16 protein-coding genes are annotated in these 17,649 nt (G+C 60.7%); 12 read left to right on the forward strand and 4 right to left on the reverse strand.

What is annotated here, in order from left to right; translation table 11 throughout:
* Window positions 1-37 precede the first annotated feature (37 nt).
* The 7 genes from AB3Y40_RS17010 to AB3Y40_RS17040 all read left to right on the forward strand — a co-directional run bounded on the left by AB3Y40_RS17010 (window position 38) and on the right by AB3Y40_RS17040 (window position 8,510).
* Window positions 38-1,993, forward strand: coding sequence for an AMP-binding protein (locus AB3Y40_RS17010; RefSeq protein ID WP_369440072.1), 1,956 nt, complete (start codon window positions 38-40; stop codon window positions 1,991-1,993).
* Between the two features lie 49 nt (window positions 1,994-2,042).
* Window positions 2,043-2,861, forward strand: a complete 819-nt coding sequence (locus tag AB3Y40_RS17015) for an ABC transporter ATP-binding protein (protein ID WP_369440073.1) — start codon at window positions 2,043-2,045, stop codon at window positions 2,859-2,861.
* A gap of 95 nt (window positions 2,862-2,956) precedes the next feature.
* On the forward strand, window positions 2,957-3,955 hold the full coding sequence (locus AB3Y40_RS17020; protein ID WP_369440074.1) for a branched-chain amino acid ABC transporter permease: 999 nt from the start codon (window positions 2,957-2,959) through the stop codon (window positions 3,953-3,955).
* A 340-nt stretch (window positions 3,956-4,295) separates the two neighbouring features.
* A complete protein-coding gene (locus AB3Y40_RS17025) occupies window positions 4,296-5,372 on the forward strand; it encodes a branched-chain amino acid ABC transporter permease (RefSeq protein WP_369440075.1) in 1,077 nt (358 codons plus the stop codon).
* Window positions 5,373-5,433: 61 nt separating this feature from the next.
* Window positions 5,434-6,720: an ABC transporter substrate-binding protein gene (locus tag AB3Y40_RS17030; protein WP_369440076.1), complete on the forward strand. Its 1,287-nt coding sequence runs from the start codon at window positions 5,434-5,436 to the stop codon at window positions 6,718-6,720.
* An 84-nt stretch (window positions 6,721-6,804) separates the two neighbouring features.
* On the forward strand, window positions 6,805-7,626 hold the full coding sequence (locus tag AB3Y40_RS17035; protein WP_369440077.1) for an ABC transporter ATP-binding protein: 822 nt from the start codon (window positions 6,805-6,807) through the stop codon (window positions 7,624-7,626).
* A gap of 53 nt (window positions 7,627-7,679) precedes the next feature.
* Complete coding sequence (locus AB3Y40_RS17040; protein ID WP_369440078.1) at window positions 7,680-8,510, forward strand: beta-keto acid cleavage family enzyme; 831 nt, start codon at window positions 7,680-7,682, stop codon at window positions 8,508-8,510.
* Between the two features lie 59 nt (window positions 8,511-8,569).
* Here the strand turns inward: AB3Y40_RS17040 and AB3Y40_RS17045 are convergent, their stop codons facing one another.
* Window positions 8,570-9,346: a VPLPA-CTERM sorting domain-containing protein gene (locus tag AB3Y40_RS17045; protein WP_369440079.1), complete on the reverse strand. Its 777-nt coding sequence runs from the start codon at window positions 9,344-9,346 to the stop codon at window positions 8,570-8,572.
* Window positions 9,347-9,625: 279 nt separating this feature from the next.
* On the opposite strand from AB3Y40_RS17045, the gene AB3Y40_RS17050 reads away from it, so the two are divergent.
* The 5 genes from AB3Y40_RS17050 to AB3Y40_RS17070 all read left to right on the forward strand — a co-directional run bounded on the left by AB3Y40_RS17050 (window position 9,626) and on the right by AB3Y40_RS17070 (window position 15,568).
* Entirely contained in the window at window positions 9,626-11,482 is a 1,857-nt protein-coding gene (locus tag AB3Y40_RS17050; RefSeq protein WP_369440080.1) for a 7TM diverse intracellular signaling domain-containing protein, read from the forward strand.
* Window positions 11,479-12,126, forward strand: a complete 648-nt coding sequence (locus tag AB3Y40_RS17055; protein WP_369440081.1) for a response regulator transcription factor — start codon at window positions 11,479-11,481, stop codon at window positions 12,124-12,126. The genes AB3Y40_RS17050 and AB3Y40_RS17055 overlap by 4 nt, the downstream gene beginning before the upstream one ends.
* 110 nt (window positions 12,127-12,236) lie before the next feature.
* Window positions 12,237-13,436 carry a phenylacetate--CoA ligase family protein gene (locus AB3Y40_RS17060; RefSeq protein ID WP_369440082.1) on the forward strand — a complete coding sequence of 400 codons (1,200 nt, stop codon included), beginning with the start codon at window positions 12,237-12,239 and terminating at the stop codon, window positions 13,434-13,436.
* A gap of 19 nt (window positions 13,437-13,455) precedes the next feature.
* Window positions 13,456-15,111: a peptidoglycan-binding domain-containing protein gene (locus AB3Y40_RS17065; protein WP_369440083.1), complete on the forward strand. Its 1,656-nt coding sequence runs from the start codon at window positions 13,456-13,458 to the stop codon at window positions 15,109-15,111.
* The gene (locus AB3Y40_RS17070; RefSeq protein WP_369440084.1) at window positions 15,098-15,568 is read left to right on the forward strand and encodes a GNAT family N-acetyltransferase; all 471 of its coding nucleotides are present in this window, start codon (window positions 15,098-15,100) and stop codon (window positions 15,566-15,568) included. The genes AB3Y40_RS17065 and AB3Y40_RS17070 overlap by 14 nt, the downstream gene beginning before the upstream one ends.
* Here AB3Y40_RS17070 and AB3Y40_RS17075 read toward each other — a convergent pair.
* Genes AB3Y40_RS17075 through AB3Y40_RS17085 form a run of 3 tightly spaced genes read right to left on the reverse strand, consistent with a single transcriptional unit; the run spans window position 15,565 to window position 17,632 of the window.
* Window positions 15,565-16,368: a metal ABC transporter permease gene (locus tag AB3Y40_RS17075; protein ID WP_369440085.1), complete on the reverse strand. Its 804-nt coding sequence runs from the start codon at window positions 16,366-16,368 to the stop codon at window positions 15,565-15,567. The two genes, AB3Y40_RS17070 and AB3Y40_RS17075, sit on opposite strands and share 4 nt — an antisense overlap.
* On the reverse strand, window positions 16,368-17,117 hold the full coding sequence (locus tag AB3Y40_RS17080; RefSeq protein ID WP_369440086.1) for an ATP-binding cassette domain-containing protein: 750 nt from the start codon (window positions 17,115-17,117) through the stop codon (window positions 16,368-16,370). Before AB3Y40_RS17080 ends, AB3Y40_RS17075 begins: the two co-directional genes overlap by 1 nt.
* Window positions 17,114-17,632, reverse strand: a complete 519-nt coding sequence (locus tag AB3Y40_RS17085) for a transcriptional repressor (protein ID WP_369440087.1) — start codon at window positions 17,630-17,632, stop codon at window positions 17,114-17,116. Before AB3Y40_RS17085 ends, AB3Y40_RS17080 begins: the two co-directional genes overlap by 4 nt.
* Window positions 17,633-17,649 lie beyond the last annotated feature (17 nt).

A 17,649-nucleotide genomic window follows, 5' to 3' on the forward strand; every position in this document is an offset into this window, starting at 1 on the left:
AAGATCGGCAATGTCCGGTCAGGGAGGACAATTGAATATGACGCCTGCCACGCCCGATGGGGCGCTGCATTCTATTCCTGCTTTGCTGGCCCGCAACGTGGCGCAGCATGGATCAAAGGCGGCTTACCGCGAAAAGGAATACGGGATCTGGCAAAGCTGGACCTGGGCCGATGTGGCTGAGGAAACGGATGCCCTTGCTTTGGGTCTGCTGGATCTTGGCGCGGCAGAGGGCGACCATATTGCAATCATCGGGCGTAACCGCCCTGCGTTGTATTGGGCGATGATCGCGGCGCAAAAAATCGGCTGCGTGCCGGTGCCGCTTTATCAAGACGCCGCCGCCGAAGAGATTGCTTATGCGCTGGATCACTGCGGTGCGCGCTATGCAATCGCGGGAGATCAGGAGCAGGTCGACAAGATTGCAGATGCGCGCGATGGGCTGACCACGCTGGAGCATGTGATCTATCTGGATGGGCGGGGCCTGCGAAAGTATGACCATACGGCGATGACCTCTTACGCGGCTGTGCAGGATCGGGGCCGCGCGTCGGGATTGTCTCCCCTTCTTGCAGAGCGGACGGCAGCGCAGGATTACGACAGCACCTGCGTGATGCTGTACACCTCTGGCACCACAGGTCGCCCCAAGGGTGTTGTGCTGTCGAACCGCAATGTCATTGAAACCTCTAAGAATTCTGCGGAATTTGATCATCTGAAAGTCGGTGACGAGGTTCTCGCCTATTTGCCGATGGCCTGGGTTGGGGATTTCATTTTCTCAATCGGGCAGGCGATGTGGACGGGGTTCTGCGTCAATTGCCCCGAGTCCGAACACACCATGATGACCGACCTGCGCGAGATCGGGCCGACCTATTATTTCGCCCCGCCACGGGTGTTCGAAGGGCAGCTGACCTCTGTCATGATACGGATGGAAGATGCGGGGCGGTTCAAGAAATGGCTGTTTGACCATTTCATGGATGTCGCCCGCCGTGTGGGGCCGGATTTGTTGGACAACAAGGACGTCAGCTTTGGCGACACGCTGCGCTATCGGTTAGGCAATTTTCTGGTCTTTGGTCCGTTGAAAAACACATTGGGACTAAGCCGTGTCAGGGTGGGCTATACCGCTGGCGAAGCGATTGGGCCCGAGATTTTCGACTTTTACAGGGCGCTGGGTATCAACCTCAAACAGCTCTACGGTCAGACCGAAGCCACTGTTTTCATTACACAACAACCCGACGGTGAAGTCCGGTCTGACACCGTTGGTGTTCCGTCGCCCGGCGTCGAGATCAAGATCGAAGACAGCGGCGAAGTCTTCTATCGCTCGCCCGGAACCTTTGTTGAGTACTACAAGAACGCCGAAAGCACGGCCTCGACCAAAGACCCCGAAGGCTGGGTTGCGACAGGCGATGCGGGATTCATCGAAGAGGACACCGGGCATCTGCGGATCATCGACCGGGCCAAGGACGTGGGCAAGCTGGCCGATGGCGGGCTGTTTGCGCCGAAGTATGTTGAAAACAAACTGAAATTCTATCCCAACATCCTTGAAGCCGTAGTGTTCGGTGCAGGCCGTGATCGGTGCGTGGCGTTTATTAACATTGACTTAACAGCGGTAGGCAATTGGGCGGAGCGGAACAATATCGCCTATTCCAGCTATCAGGAATTATCGCAGCATCCCAAGGTCTTGGACACGATCCAAGGCCATGTGAACGCGGTCAATGAAAGCGTTGCCCAAGACACGATGCTTTCTGGTTGCCAAATCCACCGGTTCCTTGTGCTGCACAAAGAGCTGGACGCCGACGATGGCGAGATGACCCGGACACGCAAGGTGCGCCGCGCTGTAATTGGCGACAAGTTCGATGATCTGATCGCGGCGCTCTACGGTGATGCGTCAGAGGTCTATACCGAAACCGAAGTCACCTATGAAGACGGGCGCAAGGGCAAGATCACGGCGACGCTGGATATCCGCGACGCACAAGTGATGGCAAAGCGGGAGGCCGCGGCGTGATGGCAGTATGTAACCAACACGTTAACATTTCCGCAGGTGGGCGCGCGCAATGAAGGACACCGCCGACAGCTATGTGACAGAAGATGGCCGCACCATCGGTAAGGTCTTGATGGATATGCGGAATATCACGCTGCGCTTTGGCGGGGTGGAGGCGATCAAGGATATCTCTTTCGACATACGCGAAGGCGAAATCCGCGCGATCATTGGGCCAAACGGGGCCGGCAAATCCTCGATGCTGAACGTGATCTCGGGATTCTATAACCCGCAGGTGGGTGAGGTCTGGTTTCGGGGCGAAAAGCGCCCGCCGATGAAGCCCTATCAGGTCGCAAGGCACGGAATTGCAAGGACTTTTCAGAACATCGCCCTGTTTGAAGGGATGAGCGTTCTGGACAACGTGATGACGGGCCGCTTGCGGCAGATGCAGACCGGGTTATTTGCCCAGGCGCTGTGGTGGGGCAAGGCGCAGCGGGAAGAGGTGGAAAACCGCGAAGCCGTTGAAAAGATTATCGACTTTCTGGAAATTCAGGCGATCCGCAAGACCCCGGTTGGGCGGCTGCCATATGGACTGAAGAAGCGGGTCGAGCTGGCCCGCGCGCTGGCGGCCGAACCCGATCTGTTGCTGCTGGATGAACCGATGGCGGGGATGAACGTCGAGGAAAAAGAGGACATGTCCCGCTATATCCTTGATGTGAATGACGAATTTGGCACCACGGTTGCGCTGATCGAGCACGATATGGGCGTTGTTATGGACCTGTCTGACCGGGTCGTGGTGATGGATTATGGTCGCAAGATTGGCGATGGTACCCCCGATGAGGTGCGCGGCAATCAGGACGTGATTGATGCCTATCTGGGGGTGCAACATGACTGATTGCGGGATGCACAAACCATACACAACCTATGCACATTCCATGCGCCCCAAAGCGTTAATTTTTGTTCACACTGTACGGTGGAAAGGGGCTGCTGATGTCTGCTGACTTCCTTTACGGCATCGAGGTTGTGATCAACGGGCTGATGGCCGGTGTGCTTTATGCCCTTGTGGCGCTTGGATTTGTTCTGATCTTCAAGGCGTCCGGCATCTTCAATTATGCGCAAGGGGTGATGGCGCTTTTCGCCGCCTTAACCCTGACCGGCATCATGTCGGGGCAGGTGCCATTTTCACACCTCATTAACGCGGTCTTTGGCACCGAAATTCACCACTTTGGCTGGCACGTGCACGCCCTGCTGGCGATCATTCTGACGCTCTTGGTGATGATCATTTTTGCCTGGGCAGTGCAAAGGTTCGTGTTCCGGCATCTGGTCGGGCAAGAGCCGATCATCCTGTTCATGGCGACGATTGGGCTGGCGTATTTTCTGGAAGGTGTCGGGGACCTGATGTGGGGGTCCGATATCAAGACGCTGGATGTGGGTTTGCCACAGGGCGGGTCGCTGTGGGTCGAGAATGCAACCAGCGGGCTGGGCGGCGATGACTTCTATGGCTTCTTTATCGACAAGCTGGACATGGTGGCGACGGTGGTGGCGGCCATTCTGGTGATCGGATTGGTGGCGTTCAGCCAGTACACCAAGCAAGGCCGCGCGATGCGGGCGGTGGCGGATGACCATCAGGCCGCGTTGAGCGTTGGCATTTCGCTAAACTACATCTGGGTGTTGGTCTGGTCGTTGGCCGGACTAGTGGCGCTGGTGGCCGGTGTGATGTGGGGGGCGAAATCGGGCGTGCAGTTTTCACTGTCGCTGATCGCGCTGAAGGCCCTGCCGGTGCTGATGCTGGGCGGCTTCACCTCGATCCCCGGCGCGATTGTTGGCGGGTTGATTATCGGCGTGGGCGAGAAGCTGTTCGAATACACGATTGGTGCGCCCTATCTGGGCGGGGCGACAGAGAACTGGTTTGCCTATGTGCTGGCGCTGATCTTTCTGGTGTTCCGCCCGCAGGGGCTGTTTGGGGAGCGGATCATTGAGCGTGTTTGAGTTGGTCCGTGCGGGCAACCGCGTGAGGCAAAGCCTCACGACGCCCGCCCACCCGGCCCATTTTGCCTCCGGCGGGGATGTTTTTGGCCAGAAGAAGGGAGCGCTATCTTGAGAGTATGGCGTATCGCTTCGGTCAGTCTGCTGGCATTGTTCTTGATCGGGACGGCGGTCCAGACGTGGGTCGGGACCGAAATGTCGCAGGCGTATTTCTCAGATAGCTTTACGTCGTGGTCGTGGCTACGGCAGCTGGGATTTGCCCTAATTGCATGGACGCCAGCGATGTTGCTTTCGGGCCTCTGTGCTTGGCGCGCACGACTCCTGGCAAGAAGAGGAAGTGCCAATGCTCTATCGTGAAGCCGGAGACTTCAAGACCACCTATGTGGACGACAGCCAGACCTTTCCGATCAAATTCGACCGGATCGGGTTCTGGGTGACGATGGCAGTGGCGTGGCTGGTCATTCCCTTTGTCATCAATGACTACTGGGCCTCGTCCCTGATGGTGCCGTTTCTGATCTATGCGATTGCGGCACTGGGGTTGAATATCCTGACTGGGTATTGCGGGCAGGTGAGCCTGGGCACCGGCGGGTTCATGGCTGTGGGGGCCTATGCCTGTTACAAGCTGATGACGTCCTTTCCGGATGTGTCGATCTTGATCCATATCCTTTTGGCGGGAGGGATCACGGCGGCTGTCGGGGCGGCCTTTGGCCTGCCGTCTTTGCGGATCAAGGGGTTCTATCTGGCGGTGGCGACGCTGGCCGCGCAGTTCTTTCTTGTCTGGCTCTTTAATAAGGTCAGCTGGTTCTACAATTATTCGGCCAGTGGCCAGATCAATGCGCCAGAGCGGCTGGTGGCGGGGGTCGCGGTCACCGGACCGAACACACCGGCCTGGGCGCAGTATCTGGTGTGTTTGTTCTTTGTCACGCTGTGCGCGCTGATCGCGCGGAACCTGACGCGGGGGTCCACGGGGCGCAAGTGGATGGCCATTCGGGATATGGATATCGCGGCAGAGATCATCGGGGTGAACCCGTTGCGCGCCAAATTGACGGCCTTTGCAGTGTCGTCGTTTTTTGTGGGCATTGCCGGGGCGTTGTTCTTTGCGGTCTATCTGGGCGCTGTGGAAGTGGGCGAGGCCTTTGGCATTCAGAAGTCATTTCTTGTCTTGTTCATGATTATCATCGGTGGGCTGGGCAGCATCTTTGGGTCGTTCGCGGGTGCGGCGTTTCTGGTGATCCTGCCGGTGGCGCTGAAATGGCTGGGGGTGGATGTGCTGGGCTGGCCGACCGATCTGGTGGCGCATTTCCAGCTGGTCATCGTTGGCGCGCTGATCATGTTCTTTCTGATCAAGGAACCGCATGGGCTGGCGCAGTTGTGGCGGCTGGCGAAAGAAAAACTGCGGCTTTGGCCGTTTCCGTACTGATTCAATCAAGACGAGCCGGGGTGAACCCCGGCCTACATCGCAATCCAAAGGGAGGAAAAAGATGAAGATGAAGACCTTGATGACCGCCACGGTGGCGGGCGTGATGGCAGCGGGCATTGCAGCTGCTGACCTTGTGATCCCGGACCTGTCCTATCGTACCGGGCCTTATGCCGCCGGGGGCACACCTGTGTCGGACGGATATCAGGACTATTTCAACATGCTGAACGCGCGTGATGGCGGTGTTGGCGGAGAAATGTTCCGGATCGTCGAATGCGAGACAGGATATAACACCGAAAAAGGTGTGGAATGCTATGAAAGCACCAAAGGTGAAGGCGCGCTAATCTATCAGCCGCTGTCCACGGGGATCACCTATCAGTTGATCCCAAAGGTCACAGCGGATGAGATCCCGCTGCACACCATGGGCTATGGCCGCACTTCGGCTGCCAATGGTGAGGTGTTCAACTGGGTCTTTAACTATCCAGCCAACTATTGGGATGCCGCATCGGTGATGGTGAACTATCTGCTGGATCAGAACGGCGGATCGCTGGACGGCAAGAAGATCGCGCTGGTCTACCACAACTCTGCCTATGGCAAGGAGCCGATCCGCACGCTGGAAAGCCTGTCGGGTCAGCACGGGTTCGAGTTGAGCCTGTTGGCGGTCGACCATCCCGGACAAGAGCAGAAGTCGCAGTGGCTGCAAATCCGTCGCGAGCGTCCTGACTATGTCCTGATGTGGGGCTGGGGCGTGATGAACCAAGTGGCGGTACAAGAAGCCGCGAACATCAACTTTCCGATGGAAAACTTTATCGGCAATTGGTGGGCCGGGGCCGAGCACGATGTGACCCCAGCGGGCGCTGCGGCCAATGGCTATAAGTCGCTGAACATGAACCGGATCGATGCAAGCCTGCCGGTCTTTGATGATATCCGGGAGTATGTCCATGACGCGGGCAATGCCGCTGGCGACGGCAGCAACATTGGCACGGTGCTGTATACGCGGGGCATGTACGCCGCGATGCTGGCAGCCGAAGCCATTGCCAAGGCGCAGGAAATTCACGGTGTGTCTGACATTACACCGGCGATGATGCGCGACGGCATGGAGGCGCTGGAGATCACAGAGGCGCGCATGGCCGAATTGGGCATGTCCCAGATCGGGCCAGAGTTCAGCGTGTCCTGTCAGGATCACGGTGGCACGGGCCTTGGCATTGTGCAGCAGTGGGATGCATCCGCTGGCGCATGGGTTGCGCTGACCGACTACATCGCGCCTGACAATGCTGTCACCGATCCGCTGATCAAAGAGGACTCGATGGCCTTTGCCGCAGAAAACAACATCGAGGCAGGTTGCCTGTGATGTGAGCCTTCCCCGGCCTGCCCGCATGTGGTGGGCCGGGGGATTTGGATATTTTTTGGCCAGAAGAAGACAGGACGAGCGCCCATGCTAGATCGCGCAGAGACTGAGACCCTGCTTGAGGTCAACAATATCGAGGTGATCTATAATCATGTGATCCTTGTGCTGAAGGGCGTGAGCCTGACGGTCCCAAAGGGCGGGATTACCGCGCTGTTGGGGGGTAATGGCGCGGGCAAGACCACGACGCTCAAGGCGATTTCGAACCTGCTGCATTCAGAGCGCGGCGAGGTGACAAAGGGGTCGATCCATTATCGCGGTGACCGTGTGCAGGACAGCAGCCCGTCTGATCTGGTCAAGCGAGGTGTCATTCAGGTGATGGAGGGTCGCCATTGCTTTGAGCATTTGACGATCGAGGAAAACCTGATGACCGGTGCCTACACGCGGCGGGACGGGGCGCGGAAGGTCAGCGATGATCTGGATTTGGTCTATACCTATTTTCCGCGCCTGAAAGAGCGGCGGAAATCACAGGCGGGATATACGTCCGGCGGGGAACAGCAGATGTGCGCCATTGGCCGCGCACTGATGAGCCGGCCTGAGACGATCCTGCTGGATGAGCCTTCGATGGGGCTGGCCCCGCAGCTGGTGGAAGAGATTTTCACCATTGTGAAGAACCTGAACGAGCAGGAAGGTGTGTCGTTCCTGCTGGCCGAGCAGAACACCAATGTGGCGCTGCGGTTTGCCCATCACGGCTATATCCTTGAAAGCGGGCGGGTCGTGATGGAGGGCCCAGCCGCGGAATTGCGCGAGAACCCGGATGTGAAAGAGTTTTATCTGGGCATGTCGGACGAGGGGCGCAAATCGTTCCGCGATGTGCGGTCTTACCGGCGGCGCAAGCGCTGGTTGGCGTAAAAGCGGAGGGTCCCGCACCGTCGTCGTCGCCTCGTGCCGAAAAGGACCAGAACATGTCTGACAATCCCTGCATCGTCTGTGTGGCCATAACTGGGTCAGTGCCGCGCAAGGCGGATAACCCGGCGGTGCCGATCACTGTTGCGGAACAGGTGGAAAGCACGCACCGGGCCTATGAGGCGGGGGCAGCTATTGCGCATTGTCATGTTCGGAATACGGACGAAACGCCATCGTCAGACCCCGAGCGCTTTGCCGCCCTGATGGACGGTATACGCAAGCACTGCCCCGATATGATCATCCAGCTGTCGACCGGCGGACGGTCTGGCGCGGGGCGGGAACGCGGCGGGATGCTGCCGTTGAAGCCCGACATGGCGTCGCTGTCGGTGGGGTCCAACAACTTTCCCACACGGGTTTATGAAAACCCGCCCGATCTGGTCGCATGGCTGGCGGAAGAGATGGTGACCCACGGTGTGATGCCGGAAATCGAGGCCTTTGATCTGTCGCATATCCTGAGGGCCGCAGAGATGAAGCGCGCAGGTCTGATCAAATCAAAGCTTTATGTGCAGTTTGTGATGGGCGTCAAAAATGCCATGCCAGCGGACCGGCACGTGTTTGACATCTACGTGCAAACCTTGGCGCGGGTGGCCCCTGATGCGCTCTGGTGCGCGGCAGGTGTTGGTCGCCATCAGATCGAGCTGAATGAATGGGCGATTGCGGCGGGCGGGCATATTCGCACCGGGTTGGAAGACAATGTGCGGTGGGACAAGGCCACCCTTGCGCCATCAAACGCAGCCCTTGTGGAACGGGCCGTGGACCTGTGTGAGGCGTATGGCCGGCCTGTCGCCTCGCCCCGTACCGCACGGGCGATTTTGGGGCTGGGTGGATAGCAGACACAGCAAGGGCGGCAGGATCATCCGCCGCCCGTTACCAATTCCAGGATCTGTCGTCAGGTCGTCCGCGGTGCTTTCCGGCGGCGCATGACCCCCAGCAAGACGATCCCGGCACCCATCAGTGGCAGGCCCGATGGCAGCGGCACACCGGGGATTGTGGTCGTGTCCTTGAAGGTCACATCCAGTGCAAAGGTCTTGGCATTTGGTCCACTGTTGATGTCCCAGCGCGAGTGCTGGGCGGTGTTGGTCAATACGCCACCCGATGGGGCGCTGCGGCCAAAGGAGTAAAGCTCTGCCTTGAACCAAAGCTGGTTGCCGCCCAGCAGGGTCGCGGGCAAAAGCCCGTTGAAATAGCCCGAGTTCGCAGTGCCAAAGGCTGGTGTTGTCACGTCCAGAAGCTGTTCCCAGACGATCCCGTCCTTGGACCCGTAGAACCGGTTGTAGCCCCGGCTGTAGGACCAGTGGAAGGTCGGGTTGTTGGTTGTCAGGTTGGCGGATTCCACCACCTCGGTCCCGAAGTCGAATTTGTAGGTGATCACGCCGGGCGTTGTATTCGCCAGCGTGGTGCCACCGGTGGTGGGTTTCCACAGCCGCACCGTGCCTTCGGAGTAAAGCGCGATGTTGGACGTGCTTTCAATATAGGTGCTGGCGGCGGCGTCATAGGGGTTGGCATAGGAATAGCTGAACCCCGCAGCCCCTGCCGACGTGGCCCAAAGAACGGGCAGGGCCGCAAGCGCAAGTGCCGCCTTTTTCGCAGCCGCACGGCGCCCGCGCAGCCATTTCCAAACGCTGAAACCAGCCGGGTGTTCCGGCAACTTTTTATCAACAATCATACGCTTCAATCTCCAACTTTCTGAATGGTGCGGGGGGTGGGCGTGGCTCGTCTTTGCGCTCGGACCACCGGCCAGCGCGGGGCAAGCAAGGTGTTGCAAAACTTTCAAAGACGATGACACTGACCCCCCACACACCGTGAACTGAAGGAACTATACGAAAGCGTCAGACCCCCCGAACATCGGTCTGAATGCGTAGAAAATCTAAGTATCAATGCGTAGATTGCGGCCCGCGCTGGCGACGGTAACGGGCCTAGGCCGCAGATTGTTGAGGGGCTGCCCTTGCGTGACAACACATCCGCCCGCGTCAAAGGCGCACCGACCCCGCAGTTTTTTGCGCGGTCACTGCCGCTGTTGGGCGTGCTGGTGGGGCTTGGCTTTGTGGCGCTGTTGTTTCTGGCCGGTCAATTTGGAGAGCGGCTGCCGCCGGTCGATGACGTCCACTTTGCGACTGCAGACAGCGCGCCCTGCGGTACGTCAGCCGCCGCGTTGCGGGATCTGCCGAGGGGAGAGGTGTTCATCCCAATCGGCATGACCCCCATTCATGTGCTTTTGACCCTGCCAGGGGCGCTGCCGGGCGATGATCTTGTGGTCGTGCTTGACAGTGGCGTGGACCGCGCCCGTTTTGTCCCTTGTGCCGCTGGTTGGGTGGCGCAAGCGGCGGGCGATCAGCTTCCTTTTTCGGCGCGCGCAATCAAGTCCGAAGACATCGCCTTTGCCCTGCCCGGAGCGGTGCCGGGTGCGACCTATCACCTTGAAATTGTGCAAGAGGCGGCGATCTCTCAAAAGCTGTTCGTGATGGAGCGCGGCACCTTTGAGGCGCGCGCAGAACAGCAATTGCGCATCCGGCTGATGGCTTATGGCGCGGTTACGATGATGATCCTTTATAACCTGTCGCTGGCCTATTTTGCGGGCAATGCGGCCTTTGCCTTCAACGCGGCGGTCAGCCTGTCGATGCTGTTGCTGGACACCTATCTGTCGGGCTTTGGCCCCGCTTATCTGTGGTCGGAACAGCCGTGGCTGGCGCAACCGGTTTTGGCGTTTGGGTTGGCGGGGCCGTCGCTGTTTGGGCCGTTTTATCTGGCGCATTTTCTGGGTGAGGACGAAGAATATCAGATGCGCCGGATTGACTATGCCTGGCCGGTTTCGGCTGCATTCTTTTTGTGCATCGCACTTTTTGTGGTCGAGGTGCCCGCGCTGCTTGCGCTGACGGCCACGTGGATCATCATGACGTCTTACTATGCAGGTCGGATCTTGCTGCTGGCGCGGCAAGGCAGTGCGCGGGCGGCGGTGTTGCTGTTTCCGCTTTTTGGCGCGGTGATGCCCGCAATGGCGGCGGGCACGCTGGACAGCTGGTTGCAGCCTGATTTCGGCGTGTTGCAGGACCACCTGACAGAAATGGCGCTGATCCTTGAGGCGCTGTGTTTCACGTTGGCGCTGGCATTTCTGCTGCGCCTGTCGCGGTGGCGCGAGGCACAGGCGTTGCGGGCGCTGAACGCGCAAGCGCAAGAGGCGAAACAGACCTTGTTGCGGACTCTGGATCAGGACCGCACGCGCATGGCCTCTGAAATCCATGACACGGCGGGGCAGGGACTATTGTTCGCGATCTCAAGGCTCAAGCAGATCGAGGACCCCGGCGCGCAGGTTCGCGATGTCAGCGAGATTGTGACCCGCACCCTGCACGATCTGCGCAATCTGTCGCATGATCTGCACCCTTCGACGCTGGAACATCTGGGGCTGTCGGCGGCTTTGCAAGCAATGGCGGATCACGCCGCCACCCTGACCGCGCAAGAGGTGACCAGCGACATCGACATTGCGCAGATCAGCCTGAGCCCCGCGCAATCGCTGCATATCTACCGCATCGTGCAGGAACTGCTGACAAATGCGCTGACCCATTCGCAAGGCAATCATGTCAGCGTCATCGTCCGGGCCGAGGCGGGAGAAATCAGGTTACAGGTGGCCGACAACGGCGCGCATCGGGGCGCACCACCCGCATCCGGGGGCATCGGCACGACCATCGTGCGTGAACGGATCACCGCGCTGAAAGGCCGGTTCTGGTCGGAATGGACCGAACAGGGTATGAAGGCCGAGGCCGCGATCCCCGTTCTGCGCGGCATGGACACGGACCAAACGCCATGAAGCGGGCGCTGATTGCTGACAACCACCCCCTGATGCGGGATGCCATCCGGTCCCTGCTGGAAGAGCAGCCGGGATTTACCGTGGTGGGCGATGTCAGCGATGCAGAGGCCTGTCTGTTTCAGATTGATCTGATCCAGCCTGACATCGTGATCCTTGATCTGAACATGCCCGGCGGCGGCGGGTTTCACGTGCTGGCCGAGTTGCAGCGCCAAAAAGCAACGGTGCAATCCTATGTGTTGTCGATGTATTCGGGGCGTGAATTCGTGCGCCGCGCGCAAGAGTTGGGCGCGCGGGGGTTTGTCGCCAAGGAAGACGTGGGGCAGGAGTTCATCGCGATCCTGCGCGCCGAAGGGGCGGGCTTTGCCATGAGCAGTTCTGCCGGGACATCATCCGCCGAAGAAGCGCGGTTTCCCGTCCCCGGCGATGCGCCGCGTGATCTGAGCGTGCTGACCCATACAGAGCGCAAGGTGTTGGTGCTGCTGGCCGAGGCGAAATCGAGCGATGAGATCAGCGAGGTGCTGGGTGTCTCACCCCGGACGATCCACACACACCGGCAGAATATCCGGCAAAAGCTGGATCTGCGCGGGGCCAATTCGCTGGTCACTTTTGCGGCGGCGCACAAGTCGCAGATCATCAGCGGGTAGAGGCCCGTTAGGGCCTGACGCCGCGCTGCTATCGCATATCGCCCCCACCTGCCCCTAGCTTTCTGGTGTCCGCCCCGGCACGATGCCGGAAAGATGGACAGGAGACCGCGATGACCACCTATTACGACGATCTGGAGACCCGGGATATGCAGACCAGGGAGGCTGCACAGACCGCGGCCCTGTTGGAGCAGATCAAACGGGTGGAGGACGCTGACCGGTCTTGTCTGGCAGGCGGGGATCAGGTCGCTGCCCTTGGCGATTTGCCCCGCCTGTCGGTGCTGCGCAAAAGCCAGCTGGTGGCATGGCAGGCCGAAGACCCGCCCTTTGGTGGCATCCCGGTGCAAAACATCAGCCATGTCTTTCAAAGCCCCGGACCGATCTACGAACCGGGCGGCAATAGTCACGACTGGTGGCGGTTCGGGCGGTTTCTGCATGCCTGCGGGATTGGCAAGGGCGATGTGGTGCAGAACTGCTTTGGCTATCATCTGACGCCAGCGGGTACGATGTTTGAAAACGGCGCGCGCGCGGTCGGGGCGACGGTTTTGCCGGCCGGTACCGGCCAGACCGAATTGCAGGTGCAGGCGGCGCAGGCGGCGGGTGTGACGGCCTATGCGGGCACGCCGGATTACCTGAAGGTGATTCTTGAGAAGGCCGATGAAATGGGTGTCAGCCTTGGGATTACCAAGGCGGCGGTGTCGGGTGGGGCGCTCTTTCCCAGCTTGCGCGACTGGTACGCGGAGCGCGGCATCACCTGTTTGCAATGTTATGCCACGGCTGATCTGGGCATGATCGCTTATGAGACGATGCCGGGTGAAGGCATGATCCTGGACGAAGGCGTAATCGTGGAGATCGTCACCCCTGGCACCGGCGATCCGGTCGCGGCGGGCGATGTGGGCGAGGTGGTCGTGACCAGCCTGAACCGTGACTATCCGCTGATCCGCTTTGCCACCGGCGACATGAGTGCCGTGATGGAAGGCGCCAGCCCGTGCGGGCGAACAAACACCCGCATCAAGGGGTGGATGGGCCGTGCGGATCAGACCACCAAGATTAAGGGGATGTTCGTACGCCCCGAACAGGTCGCAGCACTTGTCGCCAAGGTGGGCGCTGACCGCGCCCGCGTGATTGCCGACCGTCAGGGTGAGACCGATACGATGGACGTGCAGTTTGAAGGGGAAAATCTGGACACCGCGGCCCTTGCGGCGGCGGTCAAGGATGTCCTGAAATTGAAGGGTGAGGTCACGGTGGCCGCACCCGGTTCTTTGCCGCGCGATGGCCTTGTGATCGAGGATCGCCGGACTTACGAGACCTGAAGAAAGAAAGGGTGCCAACATGCGCCGATTGTTCCTGACAACCTGCCTGAGCTTGGGGTTCAGCCCTGCATTTGCCGATGATGCGGCGTTGATCCTGGGGATCGAACGTTACGAGCAATTGGACCGCGTGGTGCAAGGCGCGCTGGCGACCCGGTCAGGGGCGGCGCTGGAGCAGGCGGGCTTCACCGTCTACGCGGGGGCTAATTCCGACAAGGACGCGCTGCGCGCGCTGGCCGAAGGGTTCCAGTCAGAAGTGACCAATGCCGACCGGTTGGTGGTGTCCCTGACGGGTCGGTTTGCCAATGACGGCACGCGCACATGGTTCATGGCCAGCAACATCGCGGCGCCCAAGCTTTTCAAGGTCATGGACCGGTCCATTGCGATCGAGACGGTGCTGCATCTTCTGGCGCAGGCCCCCGGTCAGGCGGTGCTGCTGCTGGGGGAAGAGGCGGGCGACGATGACACCTATGACGGGCCGCTCAGGGCGGGGATCGCGCCACTGGACATCCCGCAGGGTGTCACCGTGATCCGGGGTCGCCCCGGTGCTGTGGCTGAATTGCTGGAAGATACGGTTGTTGCACCGGGCGAAGACCTGTTGCGGCAGGCGCGGCGCACGCGTGGTGTGCGGATCGAAGGATTCCAGCCCGCGGCCTTGGTGATGACGCCACAAGGCACGCCGCCGCAGGAACCGGCCAATACCACCGGGGCAGGCACCAACCGCGTGTTGGATGAAACCGCTTGGGGCGAGGCAGCGGCCCAGGACAGCGCACAGGGCTATCTGGCCTATATCGCGCGGTTCCCCAAGGGCCGGCATCTAGAAGAAGCCCGCGAAAAGCTGGCTGAAATCCGTGCTGAACCCAATCGCGGGGCGCGGTTGGCAGAAGAGGCGCTGGAGCTGAGCCGTCAGGCGCGGCGCGCCATTCAACGCGACTTGAACGTGCTGGACTACAACACGCGCGGCATTGACGGGATCTTTGGGCCGGGCACCCGGCAGGCGATCACCAATTGGCAGCAACAAAACGGGCTGAGCCAGACCGGATATTTGAACGCCAATCAAATCGTGCGTTTGGACGGGCAGGCCAGCCGCCGCGCGGCCGAGCTTGAAGCCGCCGCCGAACGCCAGCGCGCCGCAGAGGAACGCCGTGACCGCGCGTTCTGGGAAGAAACCGGCGCGCGCGGCGACGAGGCCGGTTTCCGCGCCTATCTGGGGCGTTATCCTGACGGGATGTTCGCCAATCGTGCAAATGAGCAGTTGCAGGTGATTCAAGACGCCAAGCGGCAACAGGCCCGCGCCGAAGAGCGCGCCGTTTGGGACCGCGCCCGCAACCGCAACACACCCAATGCCTATCGCACCTATCTGGAGCAATACCCGCGCGGTTCCTTTGTGGGCGAGGCGAACGATCGGATCAGGATCTTGCAGCAGGACAACAACAATGCCGCAGACCGCCAACAGGCCGAGGCGGCAGAGCAGCAGCTTGGGCTTGATCCGATTACGCTGCGCCTGATCGAGGCGAAATTGCAGCAACTGGGCCTGGAACCCGGTGCCGTGGACGGGCGGATTGACAACCGGACGCGCCGCGCGATCCGCCGCTACCAGCGCGACCGCGAACTGGACCGGACCGGATATCTGAATCAGGCCACCGTATCGCGGCTGTTGCGTGATGCCTTCCGTTAGGATTGCGCCGCTGGCCGAAGTTCCTGCGCAGCAGGGCGCCGTGGCGGACCTGCTGCGGATCACCTGGCCGGACTACTATGGGCCAGGTGGCAGAGGTGATGCCGCGGCCGATGTCGCGGCGCGCAGCAGGACCACGGGGTTGCCGATTGGCTTTGTGGCGCTGGGCGGTGGGGTGGTCGGTACGGCGACCCTTGACGCCCAGAGCTTTGGCGCAACTGACGCCGCGACTGGTCCTTGGCTGATCGGATTGGCGGTCGCGGTTGACGCGCGCCAGAGCGGCATTGGCAGCGCGCTGGTCGCCGCAGCGGAAGCGCATGCCACCCAGTCCGGTGCCAAAGCCATTTATGCCACCACCCGCCGCGCGCAGGGTCTGCTTCTGCGCCGCAACTGGGTGGCGCAATACGTCGTAACGGATGATGCCGGGCTGGACTGGCAGGTCTTGTCCAAGGCGCTTTAGCGGCGCGCACGCCCCGTGCCCTGCCAGCCGATGATGTTGAGCAAGGCAAAGATCACCGCGGCAACGCAGACGATTGTGGGCCCGGCGGGGGTGTCAAAGACATAAGCGCCCTGCAGCCCCGAAATGGCCGAGATCGCCCCAATGGCCGCGGCGATGGCGGCCATCGCCTCTGGCGTGCGGGCAAGACCACGGGCGGCAGCGGCGGGTATGATCAGCATCGCGGCGATCAGCAGGACACCGACCACCTTGATCGCGACGGCAACCGTGATCGCCAACGCCAGCGTCAGCACAAGCTGTTCGCGCTTGGGGTTGAGGCCGCTGGCATAGGCCAGTTCTTCGTTCAGGGTCGAGGTCAGAAGTGCCGTCCAGCGCCACAGGATCAGCGCCACGACCAGCGCGGCACCACCCCAGATCACCAGCAGATCGGTGCGCGACACCGCAAGGATGTCGCCGAAAAGGTAGGCCATCAGGTCAATGCGAACGCCCGACAGAAACGACACCGCGACCAGACCAAAGGCGAGTGCGGAATGCGCCAGCACCCCAAGAAGTGTGTCCATCGCATAGCCGCGCCCGGCAAGAAGTGTCACGGTCAGCGCCATGATCAGTGCCACCAGCAACACGCCGGGGAAGATCGACGCCTCGAACGCCAATGACAGGGCCACCCCAAGGATCGCGGCATGGGCGGTGGCGTCGCCGAAATAGGCCATGCGCCGCCAGACGACGAAACAGCCCAATGGGGCCGCCGCAAAGGCCACACCGACGCCTGCAAGCATGGCGCGTGTCATGAAGTCATCAAGCATTATTCGGCGGCCTCGTGGCTGTGGTTGTGGCTATGATCATGGTCATGGTCATGGTCATGGTCGTGCCGGTAAAGCGCCAGCGCCCCGCCTGTGCCCGTCCCAAAGAGCGCGCGGTATTCCGGCGCAGAGGCGACAACCGCAGGGGCGCCTTCGCAGCAGACGTGGCCATTCAGGCAGATGACGCGGTCAGATGCGCTCATCACCACATGAAGTTCATGGCTGATCATCAGGACGGCACAGCCGGTGTCATGGCGGACCTGCTCGATCTGGCGGTAAAACGCAGCAGAGCCGGGTTGATCGAGGCCCTGTGTTGCCTCGTCCAGCAGCAGGACTTCGGGTTGGTTTATCAGCGCGCGGGCCAGCATCACGCGCTGGAACTGGCCGCCCGAAAGCTGCGACATCTGCCGGGTCCGCAGGTCGGGAACGCCAGCAGCGTCAAGTGCGGATTGGCAGGCGCTTTTGGTGACGCCACCGGTCAGACGCATGAACCGTTCGACCGTGATCGGAAGGGTCGGATCAATATGCAGCCGCTGTGGCACATAGCCGATCCGAAGCCCCGGTTTGAGGTCAATCGTGCCGGTCACTGGCGGGGTTGCACCGATGATCGCCCGCAAGAGGCTGGTCTTGCCCGAACCATTGGGACCGACAATCGTCACGATCTCGCCCGGTTCAAGATGCAGGGCAACGTTGCGCAGCACGGTATTTGCACCGTAGGCGATGTGCAGGTTCTTGACGGAAATCAGGCTCATGCGTCGATCTTGCCCACACAGGCAGGGCAGACGCCTTCGGCCTCGACCACGGTTTTTTCGATCTGGAACCCGGCCGCGCGTGCGGCATCGCCAAGCGCCCCTTTGGCGGGTGCTGACTGGGCCTCGGCCACGGCATCACACAGGCGGCAGATCATGAATGCGGGGGAATGCGCCTCACCGGGGTGGGCGCAGGCAACAAAAGCGTTCAACCGCTCGATCTTGTGGACAAAGCCGTTTTCGGCCAGGAAATCGAGCGCGCGATAGGCGACGGGCGGTTGCGAGCCGAAGCCCGCGTCACGCAACAGATCAAGGATCGTATAGGCCCCCAGCGCGCGGTGTTCCTGCAACAAGATCTCTAGCACCTTGCGGCGGACCGGTGTCAGCCGCAGGCCTTCGGCAGCACAGCGTGTCTCTGCCGCTTTGAGCGCCTGACCCACGCAGGCCGCATGGTCGTGCTTTTCAAAGCCAACCGGCGCGGGCTTTGGGGCAGATGTGCCAAGAGGCTCACTTGTCATGTTATTCCATATCATTT

This window comes from Yoonia sp. R2331 (genome assembly GCF_041103235.1).
Lineage (GTDB): Bacteria > Pseudomonadota > Alphaproteobacteria > Rhodobacterales > Rhodobacteraceae > CANMYO01.